Origin of the sequence: Flavobacterium ponti, assembly GCF_042652765.1 — a bacterium.
In the GTDB taxonomy this organism is placed as follows: domain Bacteria; phylum Bacteroidota; class Bacteroidia; order Flavobacteriales; family Flavobacteriaceae; genus Flavobacterium; species Flavobacterium ponti.
The window spans coordinates 442,316-467,896 of sequence record NZ_JBHSGW010000025.1 but is presented as its reverse complement, the minus strand read 5'-3'; the positions used below and the strand labels follow the sequence as shown (position 1 = coordinate 467,896).

Annotated in this window: 25 protein-coding genes; 12 read left to right on the top strand and 13 right to left on the bottom strand. The window is 30.0% G+C overall.

Annotated features, from left to right (window positions below):
• Nucleotides 1-32: 32 nt before the first annotated feature.
• From ribB to tpx, 6 genes are read right to left on the bottom strand one after another with little or no spacing between them, the layout of a single operon-like run.
• Nucleotides 33-1,163, bottom strand: a complete 1,131-nt coding sequence (ribB, locus tag ACFO3U_RS10550) for a 3,4-dihydroxy-2-butanone-4-phosphate synthase (protein WP_379741794.1) — start codon at nucleotides 1,161-1,163, stop codon at nucleotides 33-35.
• Entirely contained in the window at nucleotides 1,153-2,607 is a 1,455-nt protein-coding gene (locus ACFO3U_RS10545) for an LptF/LptG family permease (RefSeq protein ID WP_379741791.1), read from the bottom strand. The genes ribB and ACFO3U_RS10545 overlap by 11 nt, the downstream gene beginning before the upstream one ends.
• 11 nt (nucleotides 2,608-2,618) lie before the next feature.
• Nucleotides 2,619-3,260: an outer membrane lipoprotein periplasmic chaperone LolA1 gene (gene lolA1, locus ACFO3U_RS10540; protein ID WP_379741788.1), complete on the bottom strand. Its 642-nt coding sequence runs from the start codon at nucleotides 3,258-3,260 to the stop codon at nucleotides 2,619-2,621.
• Between the two features lies 1 nt (nucleotide 3,261).
• On the bottom strand, nucleotides 3,262-5,748 hold the full coding sequence (locus ACFO3U_RS10535) for an FtsK/SpoIIIE family DNA translocase (protein ID WP_379741785.1): 2,487 nt from the start codon (nucleotides 5,746-5,748) through the stop codon (nucleotides 3,262-3,264).
• Between the two features lie 38 nt (nucleotides 5,749-5,786).
• Complete coding sequence (locus ACFO3U_RS10530; RefSeq protein ID WP_379741782.1) at nucleotides 5,787-6,161, bottom strand: diacylglycerol kinase family protein; 375 nt, start codon at nucleotides 6,159-6,161, stop codon at nucleotides 5,787-5,789.
• Nucleotides 6,162-6,167: 6 nt separating this feature from the next.
• Nucleotides 6,168-6,665 (bottom strand): thiol peroxidase, encoded by a 498-nt coding sequence (gene tpx, locus ACFO3U_RS10525; protein WP_379741779.1) that lies wholly within the window; start codon nucleotides 6,663-6,665, stop codon nucleotides 6,168-6,170.
• Between the two features lie 135 nt (nucleotides 6,666-6,800).
• On the opposite strand from tpx, the gene ACFO3U_RS10520 reads away from it, so the two are divergent.
• From ACFO3U_RS10520 to ACFO3U_RS10500, 5 genes are read left to right on the top strand one after another with little or no spacing between them, the layout of a single operon-like run.
• Entirely contained in the window at nucleotides 6,801-7,124 is a 324-nt protein-coding gene (locus ACFO3U_RS10520; protein WP_379741776.1) for an ArsR/SmtB family transcription factor, read from the top strand.
• A 37-nt stretch (nucleotides 7,125-7,161) separates the two neighbouring features.
• A complete protein-coding gene (locus ACFO3U_RS10515) occupies nucleotides 7,162-7,638 on the top strand; it encodes a DUF6428 family protein (RefSeq protein ID WP_379741773.1) in 477 nt (158 codons plus the stop codon).
• 9 nt (nucleotides 7,639-7,647) lie between these two features.
• Nucleotides 7,648-8,256, top strand: a complete 609-nt coding sequence (locus tag ACFO3U_RS10510; protein WP_379741770.1) for a class I SAM-dependent methyltransferase — start codon at nucleotides 7,648-7,650, stop codon at nucleotides 8,254-8,256.
• Between the two features lies 1 nt (nucleotide 8,257).
• Complete coding sequence (locus ACFO3U_RS10505) at nucleotides 8,258-8,872, top strand: arsenate-mycothiol transferase ArsC (protein WP_379741767.1); 615 nt, start codon at nucleotides 8,258-8,260, stop codon at nucleotides 8,870-8,872.
• Nucleotides 8,865-9,515 carry an MIP/aquaporin family protein gene (locus ACFO3U_RS10500; protein ID WP_379741764.1) on the top strand — a complete coding sequence of 217 codons (651 nt, stop codon included), beginning with the start codon at nucleotides 8,865-8,867 and terminating at the stop codon, nucleotides 9,513-9,515. Before ACFO3U_RS10505 ends, ACFO3U_RS10500 begins: the two co-directional genes overlap by 8 nt.
• A gap of 10 nt (nucleotides 9,516-9,525) precedes the next feature.
• Here the strand turns inward: ACFO3U_RS10500 and ACFO3U_RS10495 are convergent, their stop codons facing one another.
• From ACFO3U_RS10495 to ACFO3U_RS10470, 6 genes are all read right to left on the bottom strand, one after another.
• The gene (locus ACFO3U_RS10495; protein WP_379741761.1) at nucleotides 9,526-9,783 is read right to left on the bottom strand and encodes a DUF6952 family protein; all 258 of its coding nucleotides are present in this window, start codon (nucleotides 9,781-9,783) and stop codon (nucleotides 9,526-9,528) included.
• A gap of 89 nt (nucleotides 9,784-9,872) precedes the next feature.
• The gene (locus ACFO3U_RS10490; protein ID WP_379741758.1) at nucleotides 9,873-10,181 is read right to left on the bottom strand and encodes a thioredoxin family protein; all 309 of its coding nucleotides are present in this window, start codon (nucleotides 10,179-10,181) and stop codon (nucleotides 9,873-9,875) included.
• An 87-nt stretch (nucleotides 10,182-10,268) separates the two neighbouring features.
• Nucleotides 10,269-10,904 (bottom strand): peroxiredoxin, encoded by a 636-nt coding sequence (locus ACFO3U_RS10485; protein ID WP_379741755.1) that lies wholly within the window; start codon nucleotides 10,902-10,904, stop codon nucleotides 10,269-10,271.
• 248 nt (nucleotides 10,905-11,152) lie between these two features.
• Complete coding sequence (gene katG, locus ACFO3U_RS10480; RefSeq protein WP_379741752.1) at nucleotides 11,153-13,330, bottom strand: catalase/peroxidase HPI; 2,178 nt, start codon at nucleotides 13,328-13,330, stop codon at nucleotides 11,153-11,155.
• A 152-nt stretch (nucleotides 13,331-13,482) separates the two neighbouring features.
• Nucleotides 13,483-14,952: a Na+/H+ antiporter NhaC gene (gene nhaC / locus ACFO3U_RS10475; RefSeq protein WP_379741749.1), complete on the bottom strand. Its 1,470-nt coding sequence runs from the start codon at nucleotides 14,950-14,952 to the stop codon at nucleotides 13,483-13,485.
• An 82-nt stretch (nucleotides 14,953-15,034) separates the two neighbouring features.
• Nucleotides 15,035-16,237, bottom strand: coding sequence for an aminotransferase class I/II-fold pyridoxal phosphate-dependent enzyme (locus ACFO3U_RS10470; RefSeq protein ID WP_379741745.1), 1,203 nt, complete (start codon nucleotides 16,235-16,237; stop codon nucleotides 15,035-15,037).
• Nucleotides 16,238-16,435: 198 nt separating this feature from the next.
• Between ACFO3U_RS10470 and ACFO3U_RS10465 the strand changes: the two genes are divergently transcribed.
• Nucleotides 16,436-16,888 carry an Lrp/AsnC family transcriptional regulator gene (locus tag ACFO3U_RS10465; protein WP_379741742.1) on the top strand — a complete coding sequence of 151 codons (453 nt, stop codon included), beginning with the start codon at nucleotides 16,436-16,438 and terminating at the stop codon, nucleotides 16,886-16,888.
• 97 nt (nucleotides 16,889-16,985) lie between these two features.
• Nucleotides 16,986-18,389, top strand: coding sequence for a dihydrolipoyl dehydrogenase (lpdA, locus tag ACFO3U_RS10460; protein WP_379741739.1), 1,404 nt, complete (start codon nucleotides 16,986-16,988; stop codon nucleotides 18,387-18,389).
• Nucleotides 18,390-18,596: 207 nt separating this feature from the next.
• Here lpdA and ACFO3U_RS10455 read toward each other — a convergent pair whose 3' ends face one another.
• Nucleotides 18,597-18,971 carry a DoxX family protein gene (locus ACFO3U_RS10455; RefSeq protein ID WP_379741736.1) on the bottom strand — a complete coding sequence of 125 codons (375 nt, stop codon included), beginning with the start codon at nucleotides 18,969-18,971 and terminating at the stop codon, nucleotides 18,597-18,599.
• A 255-nt stretch (nucleotides 18,972-19,226) separates the two neighbouring features.
• Here ACFO3U_RS10455 and ACFO3U_RS10450 point away from each other — a divergent pair, with 255 nt between their 5' ends.
• From ACFO3U_RS10450 to ACFO3U_RS10430, 5 genes are read left to right on the top strand one after another with little or no spacing between them, the layout of a single operon-like run.
• The gene (locus ACFO3U_RS10450) at nucleotides 19,227-20,432 is read left to right on the top strand and encodes a hypothetical protein (RefSeq protein ID WP_379741733.1); all 1,206 of its coding nucleotides are present in this window, start codon (nucleotides 19,227-19,229) and stop codon (nucleotides 20,430-20,432) included.
• Nucleotides 20,433-20,476: 44 nt separating this feature from the next.
• Complete coding sequence (locus ACFO3U_RS10445; protein WP_379741730.1) at nucleotides 20,477-21,769, top strand: anthranilate synthase component I family protein; 1,293 nt, start codon at nucleotides 20,477-20,479, stop codon at nucleotides 21,767-21,769.
• 59 nt (nucleotides 21,770-21,828) lie between these two features.
• Nucleotides 21,829-22,185: a four helix bundle protein gene (locus ACFO3U_RS10440; protein WP_379741727.1), complete on the top strand. Its 357-nt coding sequence runs from the start codon at nucleotides 21,829-21,831 to the stop codon at nucleotides 22,183-22,185.
• Nucleotides 22,186-22,209: 24 nt separating this feature from the next.
• Nucleotides 22,210-23,517 (top strand): tRNA lysidine(34) synthetase TilS, encoded by a 1,308-nt coding sequence (gene tilS / locus ACFO3U_RS10435; protein WP_379741724.1) that lies wholly within the window; start codon nucleotides 22,210-22,212, stop codon nucleotides 23,515-23,517.
• The gene (locus ACFO3U_RS10430) at nucleotides 23,514-25,568 is read left to right on the top strand and encodes a protein-disulfide reductase DsbD family protein (protein ID WP_379741721.1); all 2,055 of its coding nucleotides are present in this window, start codon (nucleotides 23,514-23,516) and stop codon (nucleotides 25,566-25,568) included. Before tilS ends, ACFO3U_RS10430 begins: the two co-directional genes overlap by 4 nt.
• The last annotated feature ends 13 nt before the right edge of the window (nucleotides 25,569-25,581 follow it).

Genomic DNA, 25,581 nt, shown 5'->3' with positions numbered 1-25,581 from the left:
ACTTCTTTAGCAATTAAACGGTGGTTTTTTGATTAATACTTCACGTACTCTGTGATTTCCAATCCATAACCAATCATTCCCACACGTTTTGTTTGCTCTGAATTAGAAAGCAATTTTATTTTAGAAATATCTAAATCATGAAGAATTTGTGCTCCAATTCCAAAGTCTTTTGCATCCATTTTTACTTGTGGAGCTTTATAAATACCTTGTTCTTGTAATTCTTCTAATTCCACAATTCTATTAAGCATTTCAAGAGATTGTTTTTCTTGATTTATAAAAAGGACAGCTCCTTTTCCTTCTGATTCAATTTTAGCAAACATATCTTCTAATTTATTGTCAGGATTAGAAGTTAGTGTTCCTAAAATATCATTGTTTATTTGCGATGAATTAATTCGTGTTAAAACTTGTTCACCATTGTTCCAACTTCCTTTTGTTAAAGCAATATGAACTTGTTTATTGGTTGTTTGAAGGTAAGCTCTTAATCTATATTTTCCAAAACGAGTTACAATTTCAAAATCATTTTTCTTTTGAATTAAACTGTCGTGTTGCATTCTATAAGCAACTAAATCTTCAATAGAAACTAATTTTAAATCAAAACGCTTTGCAACTTCTGCTAATTGTGGTAAACGTGACATTGTTCCATCTTCATTCATGATTTCGCAAATAACACCAGCAGGAGTGAAGCCAGCTAATCTTGCAAAATCAATAGCTGCTTCTGTATGGCCTGTTCTTCTCAAAACACCACCTTGTTTAGCTATTAAAGGAAAAATATGACCAGGTCGAGCTAATTCAAATGGCTTTGTATTTTCATTAACTAATGCCATAACTGTTTTTGCTCTATCTCCAGCAGAAATACCAGTGGTAACACCATTTCCTTTCAAATCAACAGAAACGGTAAAAGCTGTTTCCATATGATCGGTATTATTGGTTACCATAGTATGTAATTCTAATTCTTTACAACGTCTTTCAGATAAAGGAGTACAAATCAATCCACGACCATGAGTTGCCATAAAATTAATCATCTCTGGAGTCACTTTTTCGGCTGCAGCTAAAAAATCTCCTTCATTTTCTCTATCTTCATCATCAACAACAATAATTACTTTACCTTGACGAATATCTTCAATGGCTTCTTCAATAGTGTTGAGTTGTATTTTATGTGACATTTTGTGTGCTTGTTTTTTGTTTTTTAAACTTGTTTATTATTTTTTTAAATGGATCTGTTATCCAATCAAAATTTATCATTATTCCTATATCGTTTGTAGCTCTATATGTTAATAGAATAGCAAAAGGTGTTAATATTATAGAAGACATCCAAGCTCCTAAAAAAGGTGTTATTGAATCTTCTTGTGCTAGTTTTCTACCAAATGTGTTGATAAAATGAAAAACTATAAAAATTAAAATAGCAAAAACCATCGGCAAACCTAGTCCACCTTTTCTAATAATAGCTCCAAGTGGAGCACCAATAAAAAACATTAATAAACACGAGAATGCTAACATAAATTTTTCGTGAATAGCTGTCCAATGTTGGTTGATGTTTTTCTTTTTAAATTCTAAATCATTTTTACTACTCTCAATTGAAAAATCAATACTCGATGTGTTGTTTGAAGCTATCTCTATTATTTTTTTTTGATCCACTAATTCGTATAATCCTAATAAATTATCAGTAATGGTATCGTTTTGAACCAATTGAATTTTTCTAGAATTTAAAACATTTGAAGTTCGTTGCGTAATATTATCAGAAAAGGAAATAACATCTTCATTGAAACTCTTTTGTAAAGAATCAATAGTTATGTTTAATTCACTAATATTAAGCATTTTATCAGTGTTTGATATGTCTTGTTCGTCTATGTCAGAATCGTTTAGTTTTCCAATATCAATTGTTAAAATATATTTTTTGAAAGTACTTTTTGCAAAAGGTATTTTCTTTTGTTCTTCATATTTTTTTGGAAAAATATCTTCATAATAATTTCCATCAAAGAGTTCTAAATTTAGTAAATTTCCATTATCATCACTAGATAAAATACCATTTTTTGCATATATAACAGTACTTGCTCCGTTTCCGTTGTTGGATTTTTTGTGAATTGTGATACCTTTTAAAAATTGTCCTTTATCTCCAGATTTTTCTTGAACTTTAATATTCGTATTTCCAATTTGATTAAATTGTCCTTCTGCAATTGCCATGGCAGGTTTTTGTTGAACAATATTTTGACGTAAATTGATGAACTTATATTGAGCTCGTGGAATGACATTATTAGAAAAAACAAAAGCAACTAAACTAAGTAGAAGTATAAATGCCGTTAAATATTTCATGGCTCTTTGCAAAGAAATTCCTGAAGATTTCATGGCAGCAAATTCATAATTTTCTGAAAAACTTCCAAAAGTCATGATTGATGCTAATAAAACAGAAAGAGGTAATACTAGAGGAATTACATTTGGAGCATAAAAACTCAAAAATTTTAAGATGGTTATAAAATCCAAATCTTTACCTGCTAGTTCAGCAATAAAAAGCCAAACTCCCTGTAGAATGAATATAAAAAACAAAATTACGAATACCGAAGTAAACGTAATTATGAATGATTTTAGAATATATTTATCTAATATTTTCAACGAAGCTTTTTTTAGTCTAATCTATTGATATAATAGCCAGAATATTTTGATTCGGTAAAGGTAAAATGATTTTTTGATAAAGGCTGATTTGTTTTAAAAGAATTAACAGTTAAAGTTGTTTTTGTTCCTTTTTTATCAGTCTCAATCATGTTGTAGATGTGATTTGTTGAAATATCAATTCCAATTAAAACTTCTTTTATGTTTTCTTTTGAGCTTGTTGGTTTCAATTTTACATATTGAATTTTTCTTCCTTTTAAATTTTGAAGAATATCCCAAGAATAGCTGTAACCTGTTTGAAAAAATGTAAGCATTTTGTCAGGTGTGATGTTTTTGTCATCATCTTTACCGCTTGAAATGGTTATTTCTTCATCTTCAGGAACAATGGTATATGTTTTTTTACCATCATACATTTTAGTAACACCCATGAAGTTTAAAACATATTTGTTTCCGCTAATGGCAACGTTTCCTTTGCTATCTTGGTTTATGTTTTCTTTGGCATTTTGTAACGAATATTTAAAGTCAATAACAATATTAGTATAACCTTTTGCCTTAGCTGCTACATCATCTAATAATTGTTTTGCTTTTTTGGCATCTTGTGCCTGAATGTTTAAAGTAAATAAAAATAATACTACGACTTTAATTAAAGTTTTCATTTTATGAGTTGTTTTGTTCATTATTTAAAAATTGTTCTAAGGCTACTAAATCTGGAATTAAGACTGAACGAGCTTTACTTCCTTCAAAAGGCCCTACGATACCAGCAGCTTCTAATTGATCAATAATTCTTCCTGCTCTGTTGTATCCTAATTTAAGTTTTCTTTGTATCAAAGAAGCACTTCCTTGTTGAGCTGTTACAATAACTTCTGCAGCATCTCTAAAGAGTGTATCTCTTTCGGATATATCCATATCAAGTTTTGTGCCACTTTCCTCACCAACATACTCTGGTAATTGATAAGCTTCTGGATATGCTTTTTGTGATCCAATATAGTCTGTAATTTTTTCAACTTCTGGTGTATCTACGAATGCACATTGCACACGCACAATTTCGTTTCCTTGAGTAAAAAGTAAATCACCTCGACCAATTAATTGATCAGCTCCACCAGAATCTAAGATTGTTCTTGAGTCAATTTTTGAAGTTACTCTAAATGCAATTCTGGCAGGGAAATTGGCTTTAATCATTCCTGTAATAACGTTTACAGAAGGTCTTTGAGTAGCAATGATTAAGTGTATTCCAATGGCACGAGCCAATTGAGCTAAACGAGCAATTGGTGTTTCTACTTCTTTACCAGCAGTCATGATTAAGTCAGCAAACTCATCAACTACAAGAACTATATAAGGTAAGAATCTGTGTCCATTTTCTGGATTTAGTTTTCTTATTTTGAATTTTTCATTGTACTCTTTGATATTTCTAACCATTGCATCTTTTAATAAAGAGTAACGATTATCCATTTCTATACAAAGTGAATTTAAGGTGTTGATTACTTTTGCATTATCAGTAATAATAGCATCTTCGGTATCAGGAAGTTTGGCTAAATAATGTCTTTCAATTTTATTGAAAAGTGTTAATTCTACTTTCTTTGGGTCAACCAAAACAAACTTAACTTCAGCAGGATGTTTTTTATAAAGAAGTGAAGTCAACACAGCATTTAAACCAACCGATTTTCCTTGACCTGTTGCACCAGCCATCAATAAGTGAGGCATTTTAGCTAAATCAAATACAAAAGTTTCATTTGAAATAGTTTTTCCTAAAGCAACTGGTAGTTCCATTTCCGATTGTTGAAATTTCGTAGAGGAAATTACACTTTTCATGGAAACCAATGTTGGGTTTGCATTTGGAACTTCAATACCAATTGTTCCTTTTCCAGGAATAGGAGCAATGATACGAATACCTAAAGCGGCTAACGAAAGTGCAATATCATCTTCTAAATTTTTAATTTTTGAAATACGAACACCAGCATCAGGCACGATTTCATATAAAGTTACTGTTGGTCCAACTGTTGCTTTAATTTGAGAAATTCCAATGCCATAATTCTTAAGGGTTTCAAGAATTTTATTTTTGTTTTGTTCTAATTCATCTTGATTGATTGTAATTCCTCCTGAAGAATATTCTTTTAGTAACTCTACACTTGGCATTTTGTAGTTTGATAATTCCAGTGTTGGATCAAATTCACCAAAATTTTCAACAATTTTTGCTGCTAAATTACCTTCTACAGTTTCTTCTTCTTCAGCGGTTTCAATTACAAAATTTTCATCACTAGTTTCAATAACTTTTTTAGCTTTATCTTCAATAGAGAAGTTTTGCTCTACTTTTTCTTCTTCTTTTGGAGTTTCCTTTACTTTAGGATCCAAAGATAGTTCTGAAGGGTGACCAATTGTTGGCTTTAGACTTCCTTTGTCAATTTCAAATGTAGAATTAGGTTTTAATTCAATTTTTGAAATAGCTTCTTCATCTTCAGTAATAACAAAATCTTTTGGAGTGTTTGTCTCAATATTCTCGATAATGTTATTTTCTGATTCTTTAGTTATTGTTTTATCTTCTTGCTCAAAAACAGGAGTTGGGATTTTATTTTTAATTTTTTCAACTTTGTCTTTAATCTTATCTGGAGACATTTTCATTTTAAAAACTAAAAAAGCAATAGTTACTAAAATCAATAATAGTAAAGTTCCAATTTTTCCGATATAATGCTGAACGTATTGATTTACTTCATAACCTATGATTCCAGATAAATTAGGAAATTGATCCCAGAAGAAACCAAATAGTAAAGAGAAAGTAATAATTAAATAAAAATCCCAAAATAAAGATTTTCTAAGTTTAAAAATACTAATGTCTAGAATGAAATAAATTCCAATCATTAATATGGATTTCACAAATATAATTGAAGCCACTCCAAATCCTCTATAAATAAAGAAATCTGCTAAATAAGCTCCAAATTTACCTAACCAATTTTGAGTTTTATTTGTTCTGTCAATTAATGAACCCAATTGGCTTTGGTCATGATTTCCGGTAACATAATATGAAATAAAAGAAATCAGCAAAGCAATAGCTATTAATACTAATAGACATCCAATAACAAATCTATGCTGCCTATAATTTTTAGTAGCACTTTTTTCTTTTTTTGGTTTTGGTGTTTGCTTCTTAGCCATATAAACTCACCTTGATTAAAGGTTTAATTCAGAATTAATTAAAATATTCTTGGAATATAAATGATGCATCCAATAGCTATAGCAGTCATTGCAGCAAAAAATACGGCACCAGCAGCTATATCTTTAATAAAGCCAATTCTTTCATGATAATTTGGATGAATAAAATCTGCAATTTTTTCGACAGCAGTATTTAAACCTTCAATTCCTAAAACCAATCCAATAGCTAAAGTTTGAACAAGCCATTCTTCATGTGATATTCCAAAATAAAATCCAGCAATAATCATCAAAACTGCTAAACTACTTTGAACCATTACACTATGTTCAGTAGTAATAAGTTTTACTGCACCTCTAAAAGCAAACCCCATGCTTTTTAACCTTCCAGTAAAAAGCGTTTCATCTTTTTCGAATTTCATAAATTATTATAGTGAAGCTAAAGCTGATTCATAGTTTGGTTCATCAGCTATTTCATTAACTTGTTGAGAATGCACAACTGTACCGTTTTCATCTAATACAATTACAACACGTGAGTGTAAACCTGCTAAAGGACCATCTACGATTTCTAATCCGTAATCTTTTCCAAAGCTACCATCTTTAAAATCAGATAGGTTAACTACGTTTTCTAAACCTTCTGCACCACAAAAACGTTTTTGAGCAAAAGGTAAATCTCTAGAAATACACAATACTTTTGCGTTTTTTAATTTGCTTGCTTCTTCATTAAAAGTTCTTACAGATGCTGCACATGTTCCTGTATCTATACTTGGAAATATATTTAAAACCACTTTTGTTCCTCTAAAATCTTCAAGAGAAACGGTTGATAAATCGTCTTTAACTAATTTAAAATTGGGAGCTTTCATCCCTTTTACTGGTAATTCACCTGATGTTAATATTGGATTTCCTCCTAATGTAATTGATGCCATTTTCTTATAAATTTTAAAGAACAAAAGTATGAAATAAATTTGGAATAGGGAAAGTCTATTTTATTTAATAAAAACAAAAAAATATTAGTTTATTAAATTTGTTTATTGTAATATTGCAATATAATAATTAAAATTATGGGAGCATCTAAATCTGATTTTTTTTCTGAGGAACAAAATGAATTGGCTAATTTGTTTAAAGCTATTTCTCATCCTGCACGAATAGCTATAATTCAATATTTGTTGTCCGTGGATACTTGTATTTGTGGTGATATAGTAAATGTTTTGCCTTTAGCACAACCAACGGTTTCGCAACACTTAAAAGAATTAAAAAACGTTGGGATTATCAAAGGAACCATTGAAGGAACTGCGATTTGCTATTGTTTAAATCCTGAAAAAATGCAAAAAATAGAATCTTATTTTGGAGGAATCTCTAAAGAATTAAAAAACAAATGTTGTTAACTAATTACTTTTTACTAACCACTAATTACTTAAAAAAATGAAATTATCAGAAATTAAAAACAGTCTAAAAGTACTAGAAACTATTGCTTTTCAATTGCCAAATGGTGATTTGGTGCCAAATCATTTTCATGTGACAGAAGTTGGAAAAGTAACTAAACATTTTATTGATTGTGGTGGAACGGTTCGAAATGAAGAAGTTGTGAATTTCCAATTGTGGGAAGCTAACGATTATGATCATAGATTACATCCTGAAAAACTATTAAGTATTATAGAATTATCTGAAAATAAACTACAAATTCCTGATTTAGAAATTGAAGTAGAGTATCAGATGAAAGAAACCATTGGAAAATTTAATTTAGAATTTGATGGAAAAAACTTTCAGTTGGTTTCTAAATTAACCGATTGTTTGGCAAAAGATAAATGTGGAATTCCACCAGAAAAATTAAAAGTCAAAATAGGTGAGTGGAAAGCTAAAGAAACTTCTTGTTGTGCACCAGAATCAGGTTGTTGTTAATTTATGGAAATGAAAAAAGAGCATTGGGAAAACGTATTTACTACGAAACAAGAAACAGAAGTAAGCTGGTATCAAAAGCAACCTAAAACTTCTGTTGATTTAATCGAAAAATTGAATCTTTCTAAAGAGGCAAAAATCATTGATGTTGGTGGTGGAGATAGTTATTTAATTGATAATTTACTTGAGTTGGGTTACACTAATTTACACTTATTAGATATTTCTTCAAAAGCCATTAAACGTATTAAAAATAGGTTAGGAGCAAAAAGTGAAAACGTAACATTTATTGTTTCAGATATACTTGATTTTAAACCTGAAATTAAATTTGATGTTTGGCATGATAGAGCTTCATTTCATTTTTTGACTGAAGAAAATGATATTCAAAAATATTCAAATTTGGTTGCTAATTCAATTGCCTCTAATGGAAATTTAATAATTGGAACTTTTTCAGAAAATGGACCTTTAAAATGTAGTGGTTTACCCATTTCTCAATATAATGAATTAAAAATGAAAGCTGTTTTTGAAAATGATTTTGATTTGATTGAAAGTTTTACTGAAGATCATCAAACACCATTTGATACGACTCAAAATTTTATTTTTGGCACTTTTAAAAAGCGATAATATGTTTCCAAAATTGATAGAAAATATAAAGATTATTTCAGAAATGAATGTTACTTCTGAAAGAAAACAAGTATTACAACCATTAATTGATTTTGTTCAAAATAAGTTGAATAATAAGGAAGAAATTCGTCTAAATTTTATTTGCATACACAATTCTAGAAGAAGTCATTTGTCGCAAATTTGGGCTCAAACTATGGCTTTGAATTTTAATATTCAAAATGTTTTTTGTTATTCTGGAGGAACAGAAGCAACTGCTATGTTTCCAAAAATAGGTGAAACACTAGAAAATCAAGGATTTCATATTCAGCAATTAAGTGAAAAAGAAAATCCTGTTTATGCTGTTAAATATGATGAGAATTCACATCCAATAATATGTTTTTCAAAAACTTTTGACGATGCATTTAATCCAAAATCAAAATTTGCAGCGATAATGACTTGCTCGTCAGCAGATGAAGGTTGTCCATTTATAGCTGGTGCTGAAGCTAGATTGCCAATTCGATATGAAGATCCAAAAGCCTTTGATGGAACCGAATTAATGGATGAAAAATATGCAGAACGAAGTTTAGAAATTGCTTCTGAAATGTATTATGTATTTTCAAAAGTTAAACATGAATAATTATAGAAAACTTTGGGCAGAATTTTTCGGAACGTTCTTATTGGTTTTATTTGGAACAGGCTCTGTGATTGTTAGTGAAGAATATGATGGAATTATTCAAGCATTTGGAATTGGAGTTGTTTTTGGTTTAACCGTTTGGCTTTTAATCCAATATTTTGGGAGAGTTGCAGATTGTCATATAAATCCAGCTGTGACTTTGACTTTTTTAGTTTCAAAACAGATTTCATTTAGAATGGCTATGAAATATATTGGTTTACAGTTAGTTGGTTCTTTGTTGGCTAGTTTAGTTTTACATCTCTATTTTCCAACAAACCTAAATTTAGGAAATACATTACCAAGCGGAAGTTGGCAAGAATCTTTTATTTTTGAATTTTTCTTAAGTTTTGCATTGATGTTGGTTATTTTGATTACTACAACAAACCAATTTTTAGTAAAATATGCTCCTTTTTTAATTGGATTCACTGTTTTTTTAGAAGCTTGGTTAGCTGGGCCAATTTGTGGTGCTTCAATGAATCCTGCAAGAACATTTGGACCAGCAGTTATTTCTGGAAATATAACTTATTTGAGTTTGTATATTATTGCTCCGATAGTAGGAATGATTTTAGCATTATTCGTTTTTAATAAAAAAATGCTCCCAAAATAGAGAGCATTTATTATTTATCAATAGAACCTAAAACACGTTTCATGAAATCATTTAACGCTGTTTTTTTGTCTTTTCCTTCTTTGACCATTTTATGAACTTCAAGAGCTCCATACATATTGGAAATTAATTCGCCAATAACATCTAATTCTTCATCATTTAGAGATGGAACCTCTGTTAAAGCCTCTAAAACTTCAATAGTTTCTACTATATAATCTTGGTCATTTTCCTCAATAAATTGAGTTAAATGTTTGATAACAGGTAATTTCATTTGTCTAGATTGTAAGTTTATATGTTTAAAAGGTTAAAAGGCTAGAGTAACTTTTAATCTCATAACCTTTTAAACTTTTAACCCTTTTTTTAGATTACTTCATTAACTAATTCTGTTAATACTTCTAACTTGTTAGTTTGTGTTTGATTTACCAATTTTCCGTTTTTGAAAGTAGCAAATGTTGGTAAATTATCAACAGTAGCTAATTTTCTTGATTCAGGAAATTTTTCTGCATCAACCATTAAGAAAGGAATACTTTCGTTTTGAGAAGCCAACATTTTAAATTTTGGTTTCATAATACGACAATTTCCACACCAAGTTGCAGAATACTGAACTATAACTGTATCATTTGAAGCAACAACTTCTGCTAAATTATCTTGTTCTATTTCTGTAAACATAATTTTAAATTTAAAAAGCAATGACAATATCAAACTTCAAAAAATGAACCTAATATTGCCATTGAATTTTGTTATTGGAGTTGAATTTTAGTTTTGACTTAAATAAGCCGCTGTACTTAATCTATCAGCATTCATTGCTTCTTTTCCTTCTTCCCAGTTAGCTGGACAAACTTCTCCTTTAGTTTGAACATGAGTATAAGCATCAACTAAACGTAAATATTCATTTACATTTCTACCTAAAGGCATATCGTTTACACTTTCGTGGAAGATTTTTCCTTCTTCGTCAATTAGGTAAGTTGCTCTAAAAGTTACGTTTGAACCTTCTAAAATTTCATCGTTTAATGCTTCATCAAATGCCCATTCAGCATCTAAAATATCTAAGTTTGCAGCTAAGTTACGAGTTGTATCTGCAATTAAAGGATAAGTTACACCTTCAATTCCACCGTTTTCTTTTGCAGTGTTTAACCAAGCAAAGTGAACTTCATTAGTATCACATGAAGCACCTATTACCATAGTGTTTCTTTTTTCAAATTCACCTAAAGCATTTTGAAAAGCGTGTAATTCAGTTGGACAAACAAAAGTAAAATCTTTAGGGTACCAAAATAAAAGTACTTTCTTTTTGTTGTTTACTGCTTCTTCTAAAACGTTAATTCTTAAATTGTCTCCCATTGCTGAGATTGCGTCTACTGTAATGTTTGGAAATTTTTTTCCTACTAATGCCATTGTGTTTGTATTTATTATTAATAATTAATTTCTACTGCAAATTTACTAAAGCATCAAGCAATTTTGATGGAATTTGATGTTTTCTTTTTATTAGATTATAGATATTAATTATGCATATATTTCTTACATTTAATTAACTTTTTTTTTATCAAATTCTTATTTATTCAATTGTTTAAATAAGATTATATTAAAAAAAACCACCTTTTTCAGATGGTTTTTATTTATCAAGATTAAAATATATGTTTATTTTAAAATCTATCAGCATTCATAACTTTAGTCCATGCTTTTATAAAATCATGAACAAATTTTTCTTTAGAGTCATCTTGTGCATACAATTCGGCATAAGCTCTCAAAATTGAATTTGAACCAAAAACTAAATCTACACGAGTGGCAGTCCATTTAGTTTCTCCTGTTTTTCTGTCAACGATATTATAATTATTAAATCCGTTTTCTTTCCAACTGTATTTCATATCGGTAAGATTAACAAAATAATCATTAGTCAAAACTCCTTTTCTATCCGTAAAAACTCCATGTTTTGTTCCACCATAATTGGTGTCTAGTACTCGCATTCCACCTAATAAAACAGTCATTTCTGGAGCTGTTAAACCCATTAACTGAGCTCTGTCAAGCATTAATTTTTCAGGTTTTACTTTGAATTCCTTTTTTAACCAGTTTCTAAAGGCATCGTGAGTTGGTTCTAAATCAGAAAAAGAATCTGCATCTGTCATTTCATCAGTGGCATCACCTCTTCCTGACAAGAAAGGTACTTTTACTTCAAATCCTGCTTCATGAGCCGCTTGTTCAACAGCAGCAGTTCCTCCTAAAACGATTAAATCAGCTATGCTTATTTTTTTTGATAATCCTGATTGAATTTCAGTGAGTTTATTCAAAACTTTTTGAAGTCTTTCAGGTTCATTGCCTTGCCAATCTTTTTGAGGAGCTAATCTGATTCTTGCTCCATTGGCACCACCTCTAAAATCTGAACCTCTAAAAGTTCGAGCACTGTCCCAAGCAGTAGAGATTAATTCTGAACTAGTCAAGCCACTATTTAATAACTTTGATTTTAACTCTTCAACTTCAGCATCAGAAAAAGTATAATCTACTTTTGGAATTGGATCTTGCCAAATTAAATCTTCTTCTGGTACATCTGGTCCAAGATATCTTTCTTTTGGACCTAAGTCACGATGTGTTAGTTTAAACCAAGCTCTTGCAAATACATCTTCAAAATAGGCTTGATCTTTGTGAAAACGTTCTGAGATTTCTCTGTAGATTGGATCCATTTTCATTGCCATATCTGCATCTGTCATGATAGGGTTATTTCTTTTTGTTGGATCAAAAGCATCAATAGGTTTGTCTTCTTCTTTAATGTTTATTGGTTCCCATTGCCAAGCTCCAGCTGGACTTTTCTTTAGTTCCCAATCATATGTAAATAATAAATGAAAATATCCATTATCCCATTTTGTTGGGTTTGTAGTCCAAGCTCCTTCAATTCCGCTCGTTACTGCATCAGTACCAACACCAGTTCTTGTTGGGTTATGCCATCCAAAACCTTGTTCATGCAATTCACCAGCTTCAGGTTCTCTACCCAATATTGATGCATCACCATTTCCGTGTGCTTTTCCAACAGTGTGTCCTCCTGCTGTTAAAGCAACAGTTTCTTCATCATTCATTGCCATACGTTTAAAAGTAGTACGAACATCAATGGCTGTTCTTAATGGATTTGGAACACCATCAACACCTTCCGGATTCACATAAATTAATCCCATTTGCACTGCAGCTAATGGATTATCTAATGATTCACGATTTGCATCATCACTATATCTATTTTTTGTTTCTGCTAACCATTCTTTTTCTGAACCCCAATAGATATCCTTTTCAGGATGCCAAATATCTTCACGACCACCTGCAAAACCAAATGTTTTTAAACCCATTGATTCATAAGCCATGTTTCCTGCAAGTATCATTAAATCTGCCCACGAAATTTTATTTCCATATTTCTTTTTAATAGGCCATAGAAGTCTCCTTGCTTTATCTAAACTAACATTATCAGGCCAACTACTTAATGGAGCAAAACGTTGATTTCCTGTATTACTTCCACCACGACCATCAGATACTCTGTAGGTTCCAGCAGAATGCCAAGCCATACGAATCATTAAACCTCCATAATGACCCCAATCGGCTGGCCACCAATCTTGACTTTCGGTCATTAAATTTTTTAGGTCAGTTTTAAGTTCTTCTAAGTCAATTTTTTTAAATTCTTCAGCATAGTTAAAATTTTCTCCCATGGGATTTGTTTTACTGTCTTGCTGATGTAAAATGTCAAAATTAAGTGCATCTTCCCACCAATCTTGATTATTAGTTGCTGGCTTTGTTAAGTCTTCAATCTGATGAAAAGGACATTTACCAATGTTGTTTGAGTGATCCATAATTTTACTTATTTGTTAATTATTATCTGATTTTATTATTAATAGTTTGCATTTTTAATTCTGATGTTATCAAAAATACAAATAAAAAAACCACTACTTAAATTAAGTAATGGTTATTTTTTATTTTAAAATAGATTTTTATTATGAAAAGATTACTCTTTGATAGTCGAAACTAATTGTTTAATTTTTATGTTAAAAGCAGCAAAAATTAATGTCATAATAGGACTTAATAAATTAAAGAAAGCATAAGGTAAATAATCAATTGTGTCAACACCTAGAGTTCCTGATTGATATGCTCCACAGGTATTCCAAGGCACTAAAACAGACGTTACAGTTCCAGAATCTTCTAGAGTTCTACTTAGATTTTCCGGAGCTAGTCCTTTATCTCTATAAGCTTTAGCAAACATTTTACCAGGTACAACTATAGCTAAGTATTGATCTGAAGCAGTTATATTAAGAGCTAAACAACTTCCAACAGTAGAAGCAAATAAACCTAAAGTAGACTTTGCCATTTTTAATAAAGCTTGACTAATTCTAGCTAAAGCTCCGATTGCATCCATGACACCACCAAAAACCATTGCGCAAATAATCAACCAAATTGTCCCCAACATTCCATACATTCCTTTTGCTTTAAATAGTTTAACTAAACTTTCATTTTCAGTTGGAACAATTGTTTCGGTTGTAATTGCATTCATCAAACCTTTATAGGCAGATTTAAAAGTCATTTCGTCAACATTCATCAATTGATTTATGACTTGAGGTTGGAAAATTAAAGCAAACAATGCACCTAATAACACTCCTATAAATAAAGCAATTAGTGGTTCTGTTTTTTTAAATATTAATCCAATAACAATGATAGGTACTAAAAATAACCATCCTGTAATATTAAATGATTTTTCGATATCCATTAGCATTTGAGAGGTGTCTGCATTTCCATGAATATCAATTGTTAGTCCAAGTATAATAAACAAAATCAAAGAAACTGTAAAGGTAGGTACAGTTGTTAAAGTCATATATCTAATGTGAGTGAATAAATCCGTTCCAGCCATAGCAGGAGCAAGATTTGTTGTGTCAGACATTGGAGAAAGTTTGTCCCCAAAATAAGCACCAGAAATTACAGCACCAGCAACCATTCCTAGTGGGAATCCAATTGCTCCACCAATACCAATTAATGCTATTCCTACTGTTGCAGATGTTGTCCATGAACTACCTGTTGCTATTGAAATAATGGCACAAATTACCATGGTTGCTGGCAAAAATATTGAAGGACTTAAAATTTGTAAACCATAATAAATCATTGATGGGATAACACCACTTATTAACCAAGTTCCAGCTAGAGCACCAACCATTAAAAGAATTAATATAGCTCCAGCAGTTGATTTAATATTTTCTGCTACTTCATCAATCATTGCTTGAAATGTAACTTTATTAAAAATACCAACGATAACAGCTACAGCAGCACCTAAAAGTAAAACAAATTGATTGCTTCCTGCTAAAGGATCATCATCTGGTCCATTGTAAGCAAATAATACATTGTAAGCTAACATTGCAATTAGGGCAAAAACAGGAATTAGAGCTTCCCAAATATTAAGCTCTTTGTTTCTTTTAATATGTGTATCCATGAATTATCTTTTTGAAGACGCAATATATAAAAAAAAATCCGCTTAAGAATTTCTTAAACGGACTTTGTTGATGTGTTAAATATTATAAAACATTTAATTCTTTCATACATTCTTTCATCATTTCATAAGTTCTTTCAATATTATTGTCTAAACCAATTGAAAAACGGATTAAACCATCTGTTAAACCCATTTCTGCTTGTTCTTCCAAAGGTATTTCAGAAGAAGTTGATGTTCCAGGAGCACTGAATAAAGTTTTGTAGAAACCTAAACTAACAGCTAAATACCCTAGGTTTCTTTCTTGCATTAACTCCATTAAAGCATTAGCTTTATCTAATGAACCTACATCAATAGTCAACATTCCTCCAAAACCATACTCTGGATTAATCATGTTTTTGTAAACTTCATGACTTGGATGACTTTTTAAGCCAGGATAAACCGTTTTTAAACCGTCTTTCTCAAATTTTTCGGCTAAATAAGCTGCATTATGACTGTGTTGTTTAATTCTTAAATGTAAAGTTCTTAAATTTTTCATTACACTTGCAGAACGCATACTATCCATTGTTGGACCTAAAAGCATACTTGCTCCAGAGTTTACGTTTTTTAAGTCATTGATAAATTCCTGTGAAGCACATACAACACCACCAACTGTATCACTACTTCCATTAATATATTTTGTTAAGGAATGAATCACTATATCTGCACCTAATTTAATTGGAGAAACCGATAAAGGTGAAAAAGTATTATCAACAACTAGTTTCAGATTGTGTTTTTTAGCAATTTTAGAAAGATTTGCAATATCAGCAACTTCTAAAAGAGGATTACTTACTGTTTCACAATATAAAACTTTTGTATTTGGGGTAATTGCAGCTTCAACAACATCTAATTTAGTAATATCTACAAAAGTAGTTTTTACACCCATTCTTGGAGCGAAGTTTTTTAAGAAAGCATAAGTTCCACCATAAATTGTTCTACTTGAAACAATATGATCACCATTACCACATAATTGTAAAAGAGTAGGAGTGATTGCACCCATTCCAGAAGCAGCAACATTTGCAGATTCTGTTCCCTCCATAGCTGCTAAAGCTTTATCTAAATATAAATTACTTGGAGAAGAATGACGAGAATATAAATAACAACCTTCAGCATTTCCTTCAAAGGTGTCAAACATTGTTTTTGCAGAAAGGAATGTATAAGTTGAAGAATCTGAAATAGAAGGATTCACACCACCAAATTCTCCAAAATATTGTAAATCTTGTATGTTGTCAGCTGGATTAAATTTGCTCATTTTTATAAAATTTATGTTTATTGTTTTTAACTAATAGTTTTCAAAAGTCATCAATTATAATTAAAAAATCAATTGATATCCTTAAATTTAGATTTTTATACTATTTTTTTTAAAATAAATAGATTTTAAAACAGTGTAAAGTTAAATGTTGTAAATTTTTTAGTATTTTTGAAATGCTTAAAAACTAATATCAAAACTATGGATGCAATAGATAAAAAGTTACTTGAATATCTTCAACAAGATGCCAAAAAAACAACCAAAGAGCTATCTTCAAAATTAAATCTTTCTGTAACTGCTGTTTATGAAAGAATAAAAAAATTAGAGAGAGAAGGTGTAATTTCAAAATATGTTGCTCTTATTGATAAAAAGAAGATTGATAGAGGTTTTATGGTAATTTGTCAAATTAAATTAATTCAACACAATGTTGATAGTGTCACAACTTTTGAGAAAGAAGTAGTTAAACTAGAAGAAGTGCTTGAATGTTTTCATGTAAGTGGTGATTATGATTATTTTATTAAAATATTTGTAAAAGACATGGATGCTTACAGGGAATTTATGTTGACAAAACTAACAACACTTCAACATATTGGTAGCACACATAGTGTTTTTATGATAGGTGAAGTTAAGAATACAACGGTTTTTAATGTTTAGTTTTAAAAAGTATAATTATTTTATAAAATTTATAATATTACCTACAAAAATCTTAATTTTGCACTACAAAATAAAATAACACACAAAAAATACAAATATGAGTCAATTTGATGTTACAATTATAGGTTCTGGTCCTGGTGGATATGTTTCGGCTATTCGTTGTGCCCAATTAGGATTTAAAACCGCAATCATTGAAAAATATTCAACTTTAGGTGGAACATGTCTTAATGTTGGATGTATTCCTTCAAAAGCAATGTTAGCTTCTTCGCATCATTATGATGAATTAAAACATTTTGCTGATCACGGAATTGAAGTTTCAGGAGATGTAAAAGTAAATCTTCAAAAAATGGTGGATAGAAAACAAGCAGTTGTTGACCAAACTTGTAGTGGTGTTAAATTCTTGATGGATAAAAATAAAATTACAGTATTTGAAGGAATTGGTTCTTTTGAAGATGCTACTCATGTAAAAATTACTAAAAATGATGGTTCGTCTGAAGTAATTGAATCTAAAAATATTATTATTGCTACAGGTTCAAAACCTTCTAATCTGCCTTTTATTACTTTAGATAAAGAGAGAATTATAACTTCAACAGAAGCTTTAAAATTACCTGAAGTTCCTAAACACCTTGTAATTATTGGTGGTGGAGTTATTGGAATTGAATTAGGTCAAGTATATTTAAGATTAGGAGCTCAAGTTTCTGTTGTTGAATATATGGATAGAATTATTCCAGGAATGGATAGCTCATTGTCTAAAGAATTAACCAAAGTTCTTAAAAAACAAGGAATGAAGTTTTATGTTTCTCACAAAGTTCAAGCTGTTGAAAGAAAAGGAAATGAAGTTACTGTAAAAGCTGAAAATACTAAAGGTGAAGTTATTACATTAGAAGGAGATTATGCTTTAGTTTCAGTGGGTAGAAAACCATACACAGCTGGATTAAATGTAGATAAAGCTGGTGTTAAAATTTCTGATAGAGGAATGGTTGAAGTAAATGATCATTTACAAACAAATGTTTCAAATATTTATGCTATTGGTGATGTAGTTCGTGGAGCAATGTTGGCACATAAAGCTGAAGAAGAAGGAACAATGGTTGCAGAATACTTAGCTGGACAAAAGCCTCATATTGACTACAACTTAATTCCAGGTGTTGTTTATACTTGGCCAGAAGTAGCTGCTGTTGGAAAAACTGAAGAGCAATTAAAAGAAGAAGGTGTTACTTATAAAACAGGAAGTTTTCCTTTCAAAGCTTTAGGTAGAGCAAGAGCTGGTGGTGATTTAGATGGTTTTGTAAAAATTTTAGCTGATGCAAAAACAGATGAAGTTCTTGGAGTTCATATGATTGGAGCTCGTTGTGCTGATTTAATTGCAGAAGCTGTAACTGCAATGGAATTTAGAGCTAGTGCAGAAGATATTTCTCGTATGAGTCATGCACACCCAACATTTGCAGAAGCAGTTAAGGAAGCAGCTTTAGCAGCTACAGATAATAGAGCATTACACGTTTAAAATTGCAATAATAGTAATAACTTTTACGTTTTATTTATAAAGCGAAAGGTTTAATGGTACAATTATTGTGCTTAAAAATATAAATTATTGCAGTTTTCATAATATGTATTTAATTGGTTTAAAATATCGTATAGAAAAGTTCCTGCAATATAGAAAGTCCCGTGAAAACGGGACTTTTGTTTTTATTTACTATAGCTTATATTTCAATTATGCTTTAAATAAATGTTTATAAGAATCCCAATGAGCATATATTAAAAATAAATTAGCTCCAAGAACAAAAACAGCAACAGGAACATCAGAAACTTGAGTTACTGTATGGATTAAGAAAATGTTTACGGATATAGGCAATAAAGCAAGTAATGTTACTTTCATAAATTTTCCACTTAGTAAACTCAATCCAGCAATTAGTTCAATAGTTTTTGCTAAAGGCATTAAATATTTGGAAGCCATAATTCCAGTCATAAATGTTAATAAATCTCCAGTTAGTGGTTCTGCTTCTATCAAATCAAAGAAATAAGCAACTGAAGCAAATACCATAAATGCTCCAAGTAAGATTCTCACAATTAAAATTGCAATTTTCATAAATAATTAGTTTTAAGGGTTAGTGTATCAAATTTAAATTATTTTGGAATCATAATTATTTGAAATGTAATGTGTTATTAACAAAGTTTTCAATATTAATTAGTTTTTAGTAGATGTTTTCATTTTTTTCTAAACATCATTTTTCTAACGTGAATTTAAGTAGAATAACTTATTAGTAAGAATTTGTTATAAAACAACAACAATTTTGTAAAGGCCTATTATTCCTCTAATTTTGTAAGCAAATTGACATATAAAATGAAAAAAATTATTGCAATGATGATTTTGTTCACAACTTCAATTGCGTTCTCGCAAGTAGGAATTGGAACAACATCACCAGATTCCTCTTCAATGTTAGACATAACAACTTCAAGCAAAGGATTACTTATTCCTAGAGTAAATTTAACTTCAATTTCAGATGTGACTACAATTCCAAATCCAGCGGTTAGTTTATTAGTTTATAATAAAACTAATGGAAGTGGCCTAATACCAGGTTTTTATTATTGGGATTCTCAGTGGAAATTATTAGAAGTAGCTTCATCAACATCTACTGATTGGAGCTTGTCTGGTAACTCAATAACTTCGGATAAATTTTTAGGAACGACAAATAATCAAAGTTTAATTTTTAAGGTAGCTAATACTGAGAGAGCAAAATTTGATACTTCGAGTAATATGATTTTAGGTTTTGCTTCAAATATTACTCCTGGTGTTACTAATGCTACAATTATAGGAAATCAATCAAATGTTTCTTCACCATATTCTTTTGTTTTAGGTTATCAAGCTAACGTTTCTGGACAAGCTTCAACAGCTATAGGGTATCAATCAACTGCTTCTGTTGATAATGCAACAGCAATTGGCTATCAATCTATTGCCACGCAAGCTAATTCAATAATTCTCGGTAGTTCAACTAATGTGGATAATAAAGTTGGAATTGGTACAAACACACCAGATGAAAGACTACATATTGTAGGTTCTGTTAAAATTGTTGATGGAAACCAAGGAGCAGGTAAAGTTTTAACTTCAGATGCTAACGGAAAAGGGACTTGGACTGATGTTAATACAAATAAATTATACGGTGAAATTAACCTAAGTTCATCTACAGCTTTAACCTCTGGTAAACTCACTTTAGCATCTAGTGGAGTTGGTAATGGTGTAACACTTTCTACAACTAATATTCAAGTACAAAAAAAAGGATTATATAAGGTTTCTTATAGAATTTCTTTAAAGAAAAATAGTAGCGGTTCAATAAGCCCAGAATTTTATTTAGCTAATGATTCTGGAATTGAGTATACTGGAACAAGAGCTTTTGCAACTCTCGATAATGGAAATACAAGAACAGTTTCTGTTGATAAATTGATAAATTTAAATGCACGTGATAAAGTTGCTATTTTTTCAACTTTAAGTGATTCTAATACAAATTTATTAGCCAACGGATGTAATTTAGTTGTTGAGTTAATTAAATAGATTGTTTTTAATATTGTATTTTTGAATTTCAAAAAATATACTTCTTGAGAACATCAATTACAAAAGAAATAAACAACCTAAAAGAGTTTAAAAAACAGCTTCTTAGTTGGTCCAACCAATTTAGAGAAGCTGTTTTTTTAGATTCTAATGTTTCATATAATAAAAATTCAAAGTATTCTAGCTATGATTTGGTTGTGGCAGTGGATGCATTTACATCAATAAAAACCGATTATACCAATTCATTTCAAGATTTATATGAGTATCAATCAAGAACTAAAGATTGGCTGTTTGGATATTTATCGTATGATTTAAAAAACGATACAGAAGATTTAAAGTCCAAAAACTTTGACGGTTTACATTTTCCAGATTTGTATTTTTTTCAACCAAAGAAGTTGTTTTTTCTTAAAGAAAATCAATTAGAAATTCAATACCTAAATATGGTTGATGATGAGATTGAGGTTGATTTTGAGGAAATTAAGAATTATGAATTAGTATTTACTAATTACGAATTACCTAAAATAAACCAACGAATTTCTAAAGAAAGCTATTTAGAAAAAGTTTCAAAAATGTTGGAACACATTCATCGTGGAGATATTTATGAAGCTAATTTTTGTATGGAATTTTTTGCCAAAGATGCTCAAATCAATCCTTCTCAAATTTATGAAAGTTTGAATGCTATTTCAGAGCCACCTTTTGCTGTTTATTTTAAGAATAAAGATAATTTTTTGATTTCAGCTTCACCAGAACGATATTTGAAGAAGATTGATACTAAAATAATAACTCAACCTATAAAAGGAACTGCCAAACGTAGTTTTGATTTAGAATTAGATGAAGAGTTAAAAAGCAATTTATCAAAAGATGCTAAAGAACGTTCAGAAAACATAATGATAGTTGATTTGGTTCGCAATGATTTATCGCACACAGCTACAAAAGGAAGTGTTCAAGTAGAAGAATTATGCCAAGTTTATACTTTTAAACAAGTGCATCAAATGATTTCTACAGTTGTTTCTGAAGTAGAAAATACAACTTCTCCCATCCAAATTATTAAATCTACTTTTCCAATGGGAAGTATGACAGGAGCACCCAAAATTTCTGCCATGAAAATCATAGAAGAATTAGAAGAAACCAAGCGAGGTTTGTATAGTGGAGCAATAGGTTATTTTTCCCCAAATGGTGATTTCGATTTTAATGTTGTAATCAGAAGTATTTTATACAATTCTTCCAATCAATATTTATCATTTTCTGTAGGAAGTGCTATTACTTCTCAATCCATTCCTGAGAATGAGTATGAAGAGTGTTTATTAAAAGCTAAAGCTATGTTTGAGGTTTTGAATTAGAGAGAAAGTAAGAAGACAATAGGGAAAAGGGATAAGTTAAAAGTAAAAAAAGTTAGAATATGAAAAGTTATAGAGATTTAATTGTTTGGCAGAAATCAATGAATTTAGTTACTTTGGTTTGTTCATTAACTACTGAATTTCCTGAAAATGAAAAGTTTGGATTGACTTCACAAATTAAAAGAAGTGCAGTTTCTATTCCTTCAAACATTGCAGAAGGTTATGGAACAAATTACAGAAAAGATTATAGTAGATTTTTACAAATTGCTAAAGGTTCATTATTTGAATGCCAAACACAAATCGAAATTGGAGTTAATCTAAATTTTATTTCAGTCGAAAACTGTAAAGAAATAAATGATTTATCCATAGAAGTTGAAAAAATGTTAAATTCGCTAATAAATAAGTTGGCTGATAACTAATCCCTTATCCCTAATTACTGATACATGCTTTCAATATTTCAAAATCATATTCAAACCAATTTTAACTACTTAAAAGAAAAAAAACTTCTTTTAGCTATTAGTGGTGGTATTGACAGTATGGTTTTGTTACATTTATTTCATAAGTTGAATTATGATATTGCAGTTGCTCATTGCAATTTTAGTTTACGTGATACGGAAAGTGATGCTGATGAAGATTTTGTTAGAACTACTTGTGAAATTTTGAAAATTCCTTTTTATATTCAAAGATTTGATACCAAGCAATTTGCATCAGATTATAAACTTTCTATTCAATTAGCGGCTCGAAAATTACGTTATGATTGGTTTTCTGAACTTTTATTAGAACAAAAATTAGATTATGTTTTGACAGCTCATCATTTGGATGACGAAATTGAAACGTTTTTAATCCATTTAACAAGAGGAACTGGTTTAGAAGGTTTAACTGGAATTCCAGCAAAAAATGGCAATGTAATTCGGCCATTATTAAAATTTTCTAGAGATGAAATTGAGTCATTTGCTAAAGAAAATAATATCAAATGGAGAGAAGATTCGAGTAATGCTTCCAATAAATATTTACGAAATAAATTACGTCACGATGTAGTTCCAATTTTAAAAGAATTGAATCCAAGTTTCATGAATTCTTTTCAAAATACGTTAGATAATTTAAAACAATCACAATCATTAGTAGATGATGCTTCTCGAATTGTATATAGAAAAGTAGTTCAAGACGAAGAAAATCAAAAGAAAATCAATATTTCAGAATTAAAACAACTTGAAAATTACGAAGCTTATCTTTTTCAATGGTTGAAACCTTTAGGATTTTCAGCTTGGGAAGATATTTATAATATGGTTGACGCTCAATCAGGGAAACAGGTTTTTTCTGAAGAATATTCTTTGCTAAAAGATAGAAATTATTTAATAGTCACTACACGAAATATTGATAAACAAATTAGCTATAAAATTGAGAAATCAGATGTTGAAGTTAATATTCCCTTAAAAATGAGTTTGTGTAACATAGGTTACATATCTAATTTAAATGCAAATTGTATATTTGTCGATGAAGATAAAATTTCTTTTCCGTTAACCATCAGAAAATGGCAAGGAGGAGATGTTTTTTATCCTTCAGGAATGCAAGGAAAAAAGAAAGTCAGCAAGTATTTTAAAGACGAAAAATTTTCTTTAATTGACAAACAAAATCAATGGTTATTGTGTTCAAATGATGAAATTGTATGGATAATTAATCATAGAGCAGACCAACGATTTTTAGCGAAGAACAACACAAAAAACATATTAAAAATAGAATTAAAAAAATGAAGAAACTTCTTTTAAGTTTAGTGCTTTTAATTTCCTTTTTGGGAAATTCACAAATATTAGATCCTGTAAAATGGAAAACAAAAGTGGTTCAAAAATCTGATACCGAATTTGAATTGGTTATGGATGCAACCATTGATGATGAATGGCATATGTATTCACAATTTACACCAGATGGAGGAGCATTACCTTCTGTTTTTGAATACAAAAATACTAAAGGAAACTATACTTTAGTTGGAAAAACAAAAGAAAGTCCATACAAAAAAGTGTTCAATGATATTTTTGAAGTGGATGAATATTATTTTGCCAAAACAGCACAATTTAAGCAGGTTATTAAAGTAACTAATCCAAAATTAAAGGAAGTTAAAGTTTATGTTGAATATCAAGCTTGTAAAGAGCAATGTATCCAACAAGATAAAACATTTACATTCAAATTGCCTGAAATTAAAGCTACTGAAAAAGGAGAAGAAGTTATCAAAGAAGAACCAAAAGAGGAAATTGTTCCAACAGAAATAGCTTCTAATGATATTGATTCAACTTCCATTAAAACAGAAAAAGTTACAGAAACTAAAGCAACAACTGAAACAAATAAAACTGAAGTATCAAACGAACCAGTTGAGGAAGAGAAAAAAGGATTATGGTCTATTTTTGTTTTAGCTTTTTTAGGTGGTTTTGCAGCATTGCTAACACCATGTGTTTTTCCTATGATTCCAATGACAGTGAGTTTCTTTACAAAACAGAGTAAAACAAAAGCTATCGGAATAAGAAATGCAATTATTTATGGTTTTTCAATAATTGTTATTTATTTACTTTTAGGAATTTTAGTAAGTTTAATTTTTGGAGCAGATGCTTTAAATGCTTTATCAACTAATGTTTGGTTTAACATTATATTCTTTGTCCTTTTAATAGTTTTTGCAGCTTCATTTTTAGGTGCTTTTGAAATTATGTTACCAAATAAATGGGCAAATAAAGTAGATTCACAAGCGGATAGAGGAGGACTTTTAGGTATCTTTTTTATGGCTTTAGCTTTAGCTATTGTTTCATTTTCATGTACTGGACCAATTGTAGGAACATTATTAGTTCAAGCTGCAGCTGGTGGAAGTCAAATTGGACCAATTGTTGGAATGTTTGGGTTTTCTTTAGCTATTGCATTACCTTTTGCATTGTTTGCAGCTTTTCCAGGTTGGATGAATTCTTTGCCTAAATCTGGTGGTTGGTTAAATACAGTAAAGGTTTCATTAGGATTTTTAGAATTGGCTTTAGCTTTCAAATTCTTATCCAATGCAGATTTAGTTTTACAAGCACATTGGTTAGAAAGAGAAGTGTTTTTAGCAATTTGGATTGTAATCTTTGGAGCATGGGCAGTCTATTTATTTGGAAAAATCACATTACCACATGATAGCCCATTATCACACATTTCAGTGGGAAGATTATTTTTAGCCTTATTAGTTTCAATTTTCACTGTTTATTTAATTCCTGGACTTTGGGGAGCACCTTTAAAATTAATTTCAGGATTTCCACCACCAATGACTTACAGTGAAAGTCCAAATGGAGTAGGTTATAAAAATCAAGGTATTGTTGGAGCTACTGCTACATTACCCGAACATGCACATTTTAGTGAACATGGAATTGTCGCTTTTCATGATTATGATAAGGGATTAGCTTATGCGAAAGAAGTTGGTAAACCAGTTTTATTAGATTTTACGGGTTATGCTTGTGTAAATTGTAGAAAAATGGAACAAAATGTTTGGTCTAAGCCTGAAATTTTACCACTTTTAAAAGATGAATTTGTGTTGATTTCTTTATATGTGGATGCCAAAGAAGAATTACCAAAAGAAGAACAATATGTTTCTCCAGAAACTGGAAAAGAAATTGTAACTGTTGGAAATAAATGGAGTGATTTTCAAATAACAAGATATAAGAATAATGCTCAACCTTACTACATTATTCTAGATGATAATGGAAAAGACCTTACAGAACAAGTAGGATACACTCCAGATGTAGAAGAATATCAAGCTTGGTTGGATAAAGGTTTGAAAGCTTTTAAAAAGTAATTATTTATTGTCA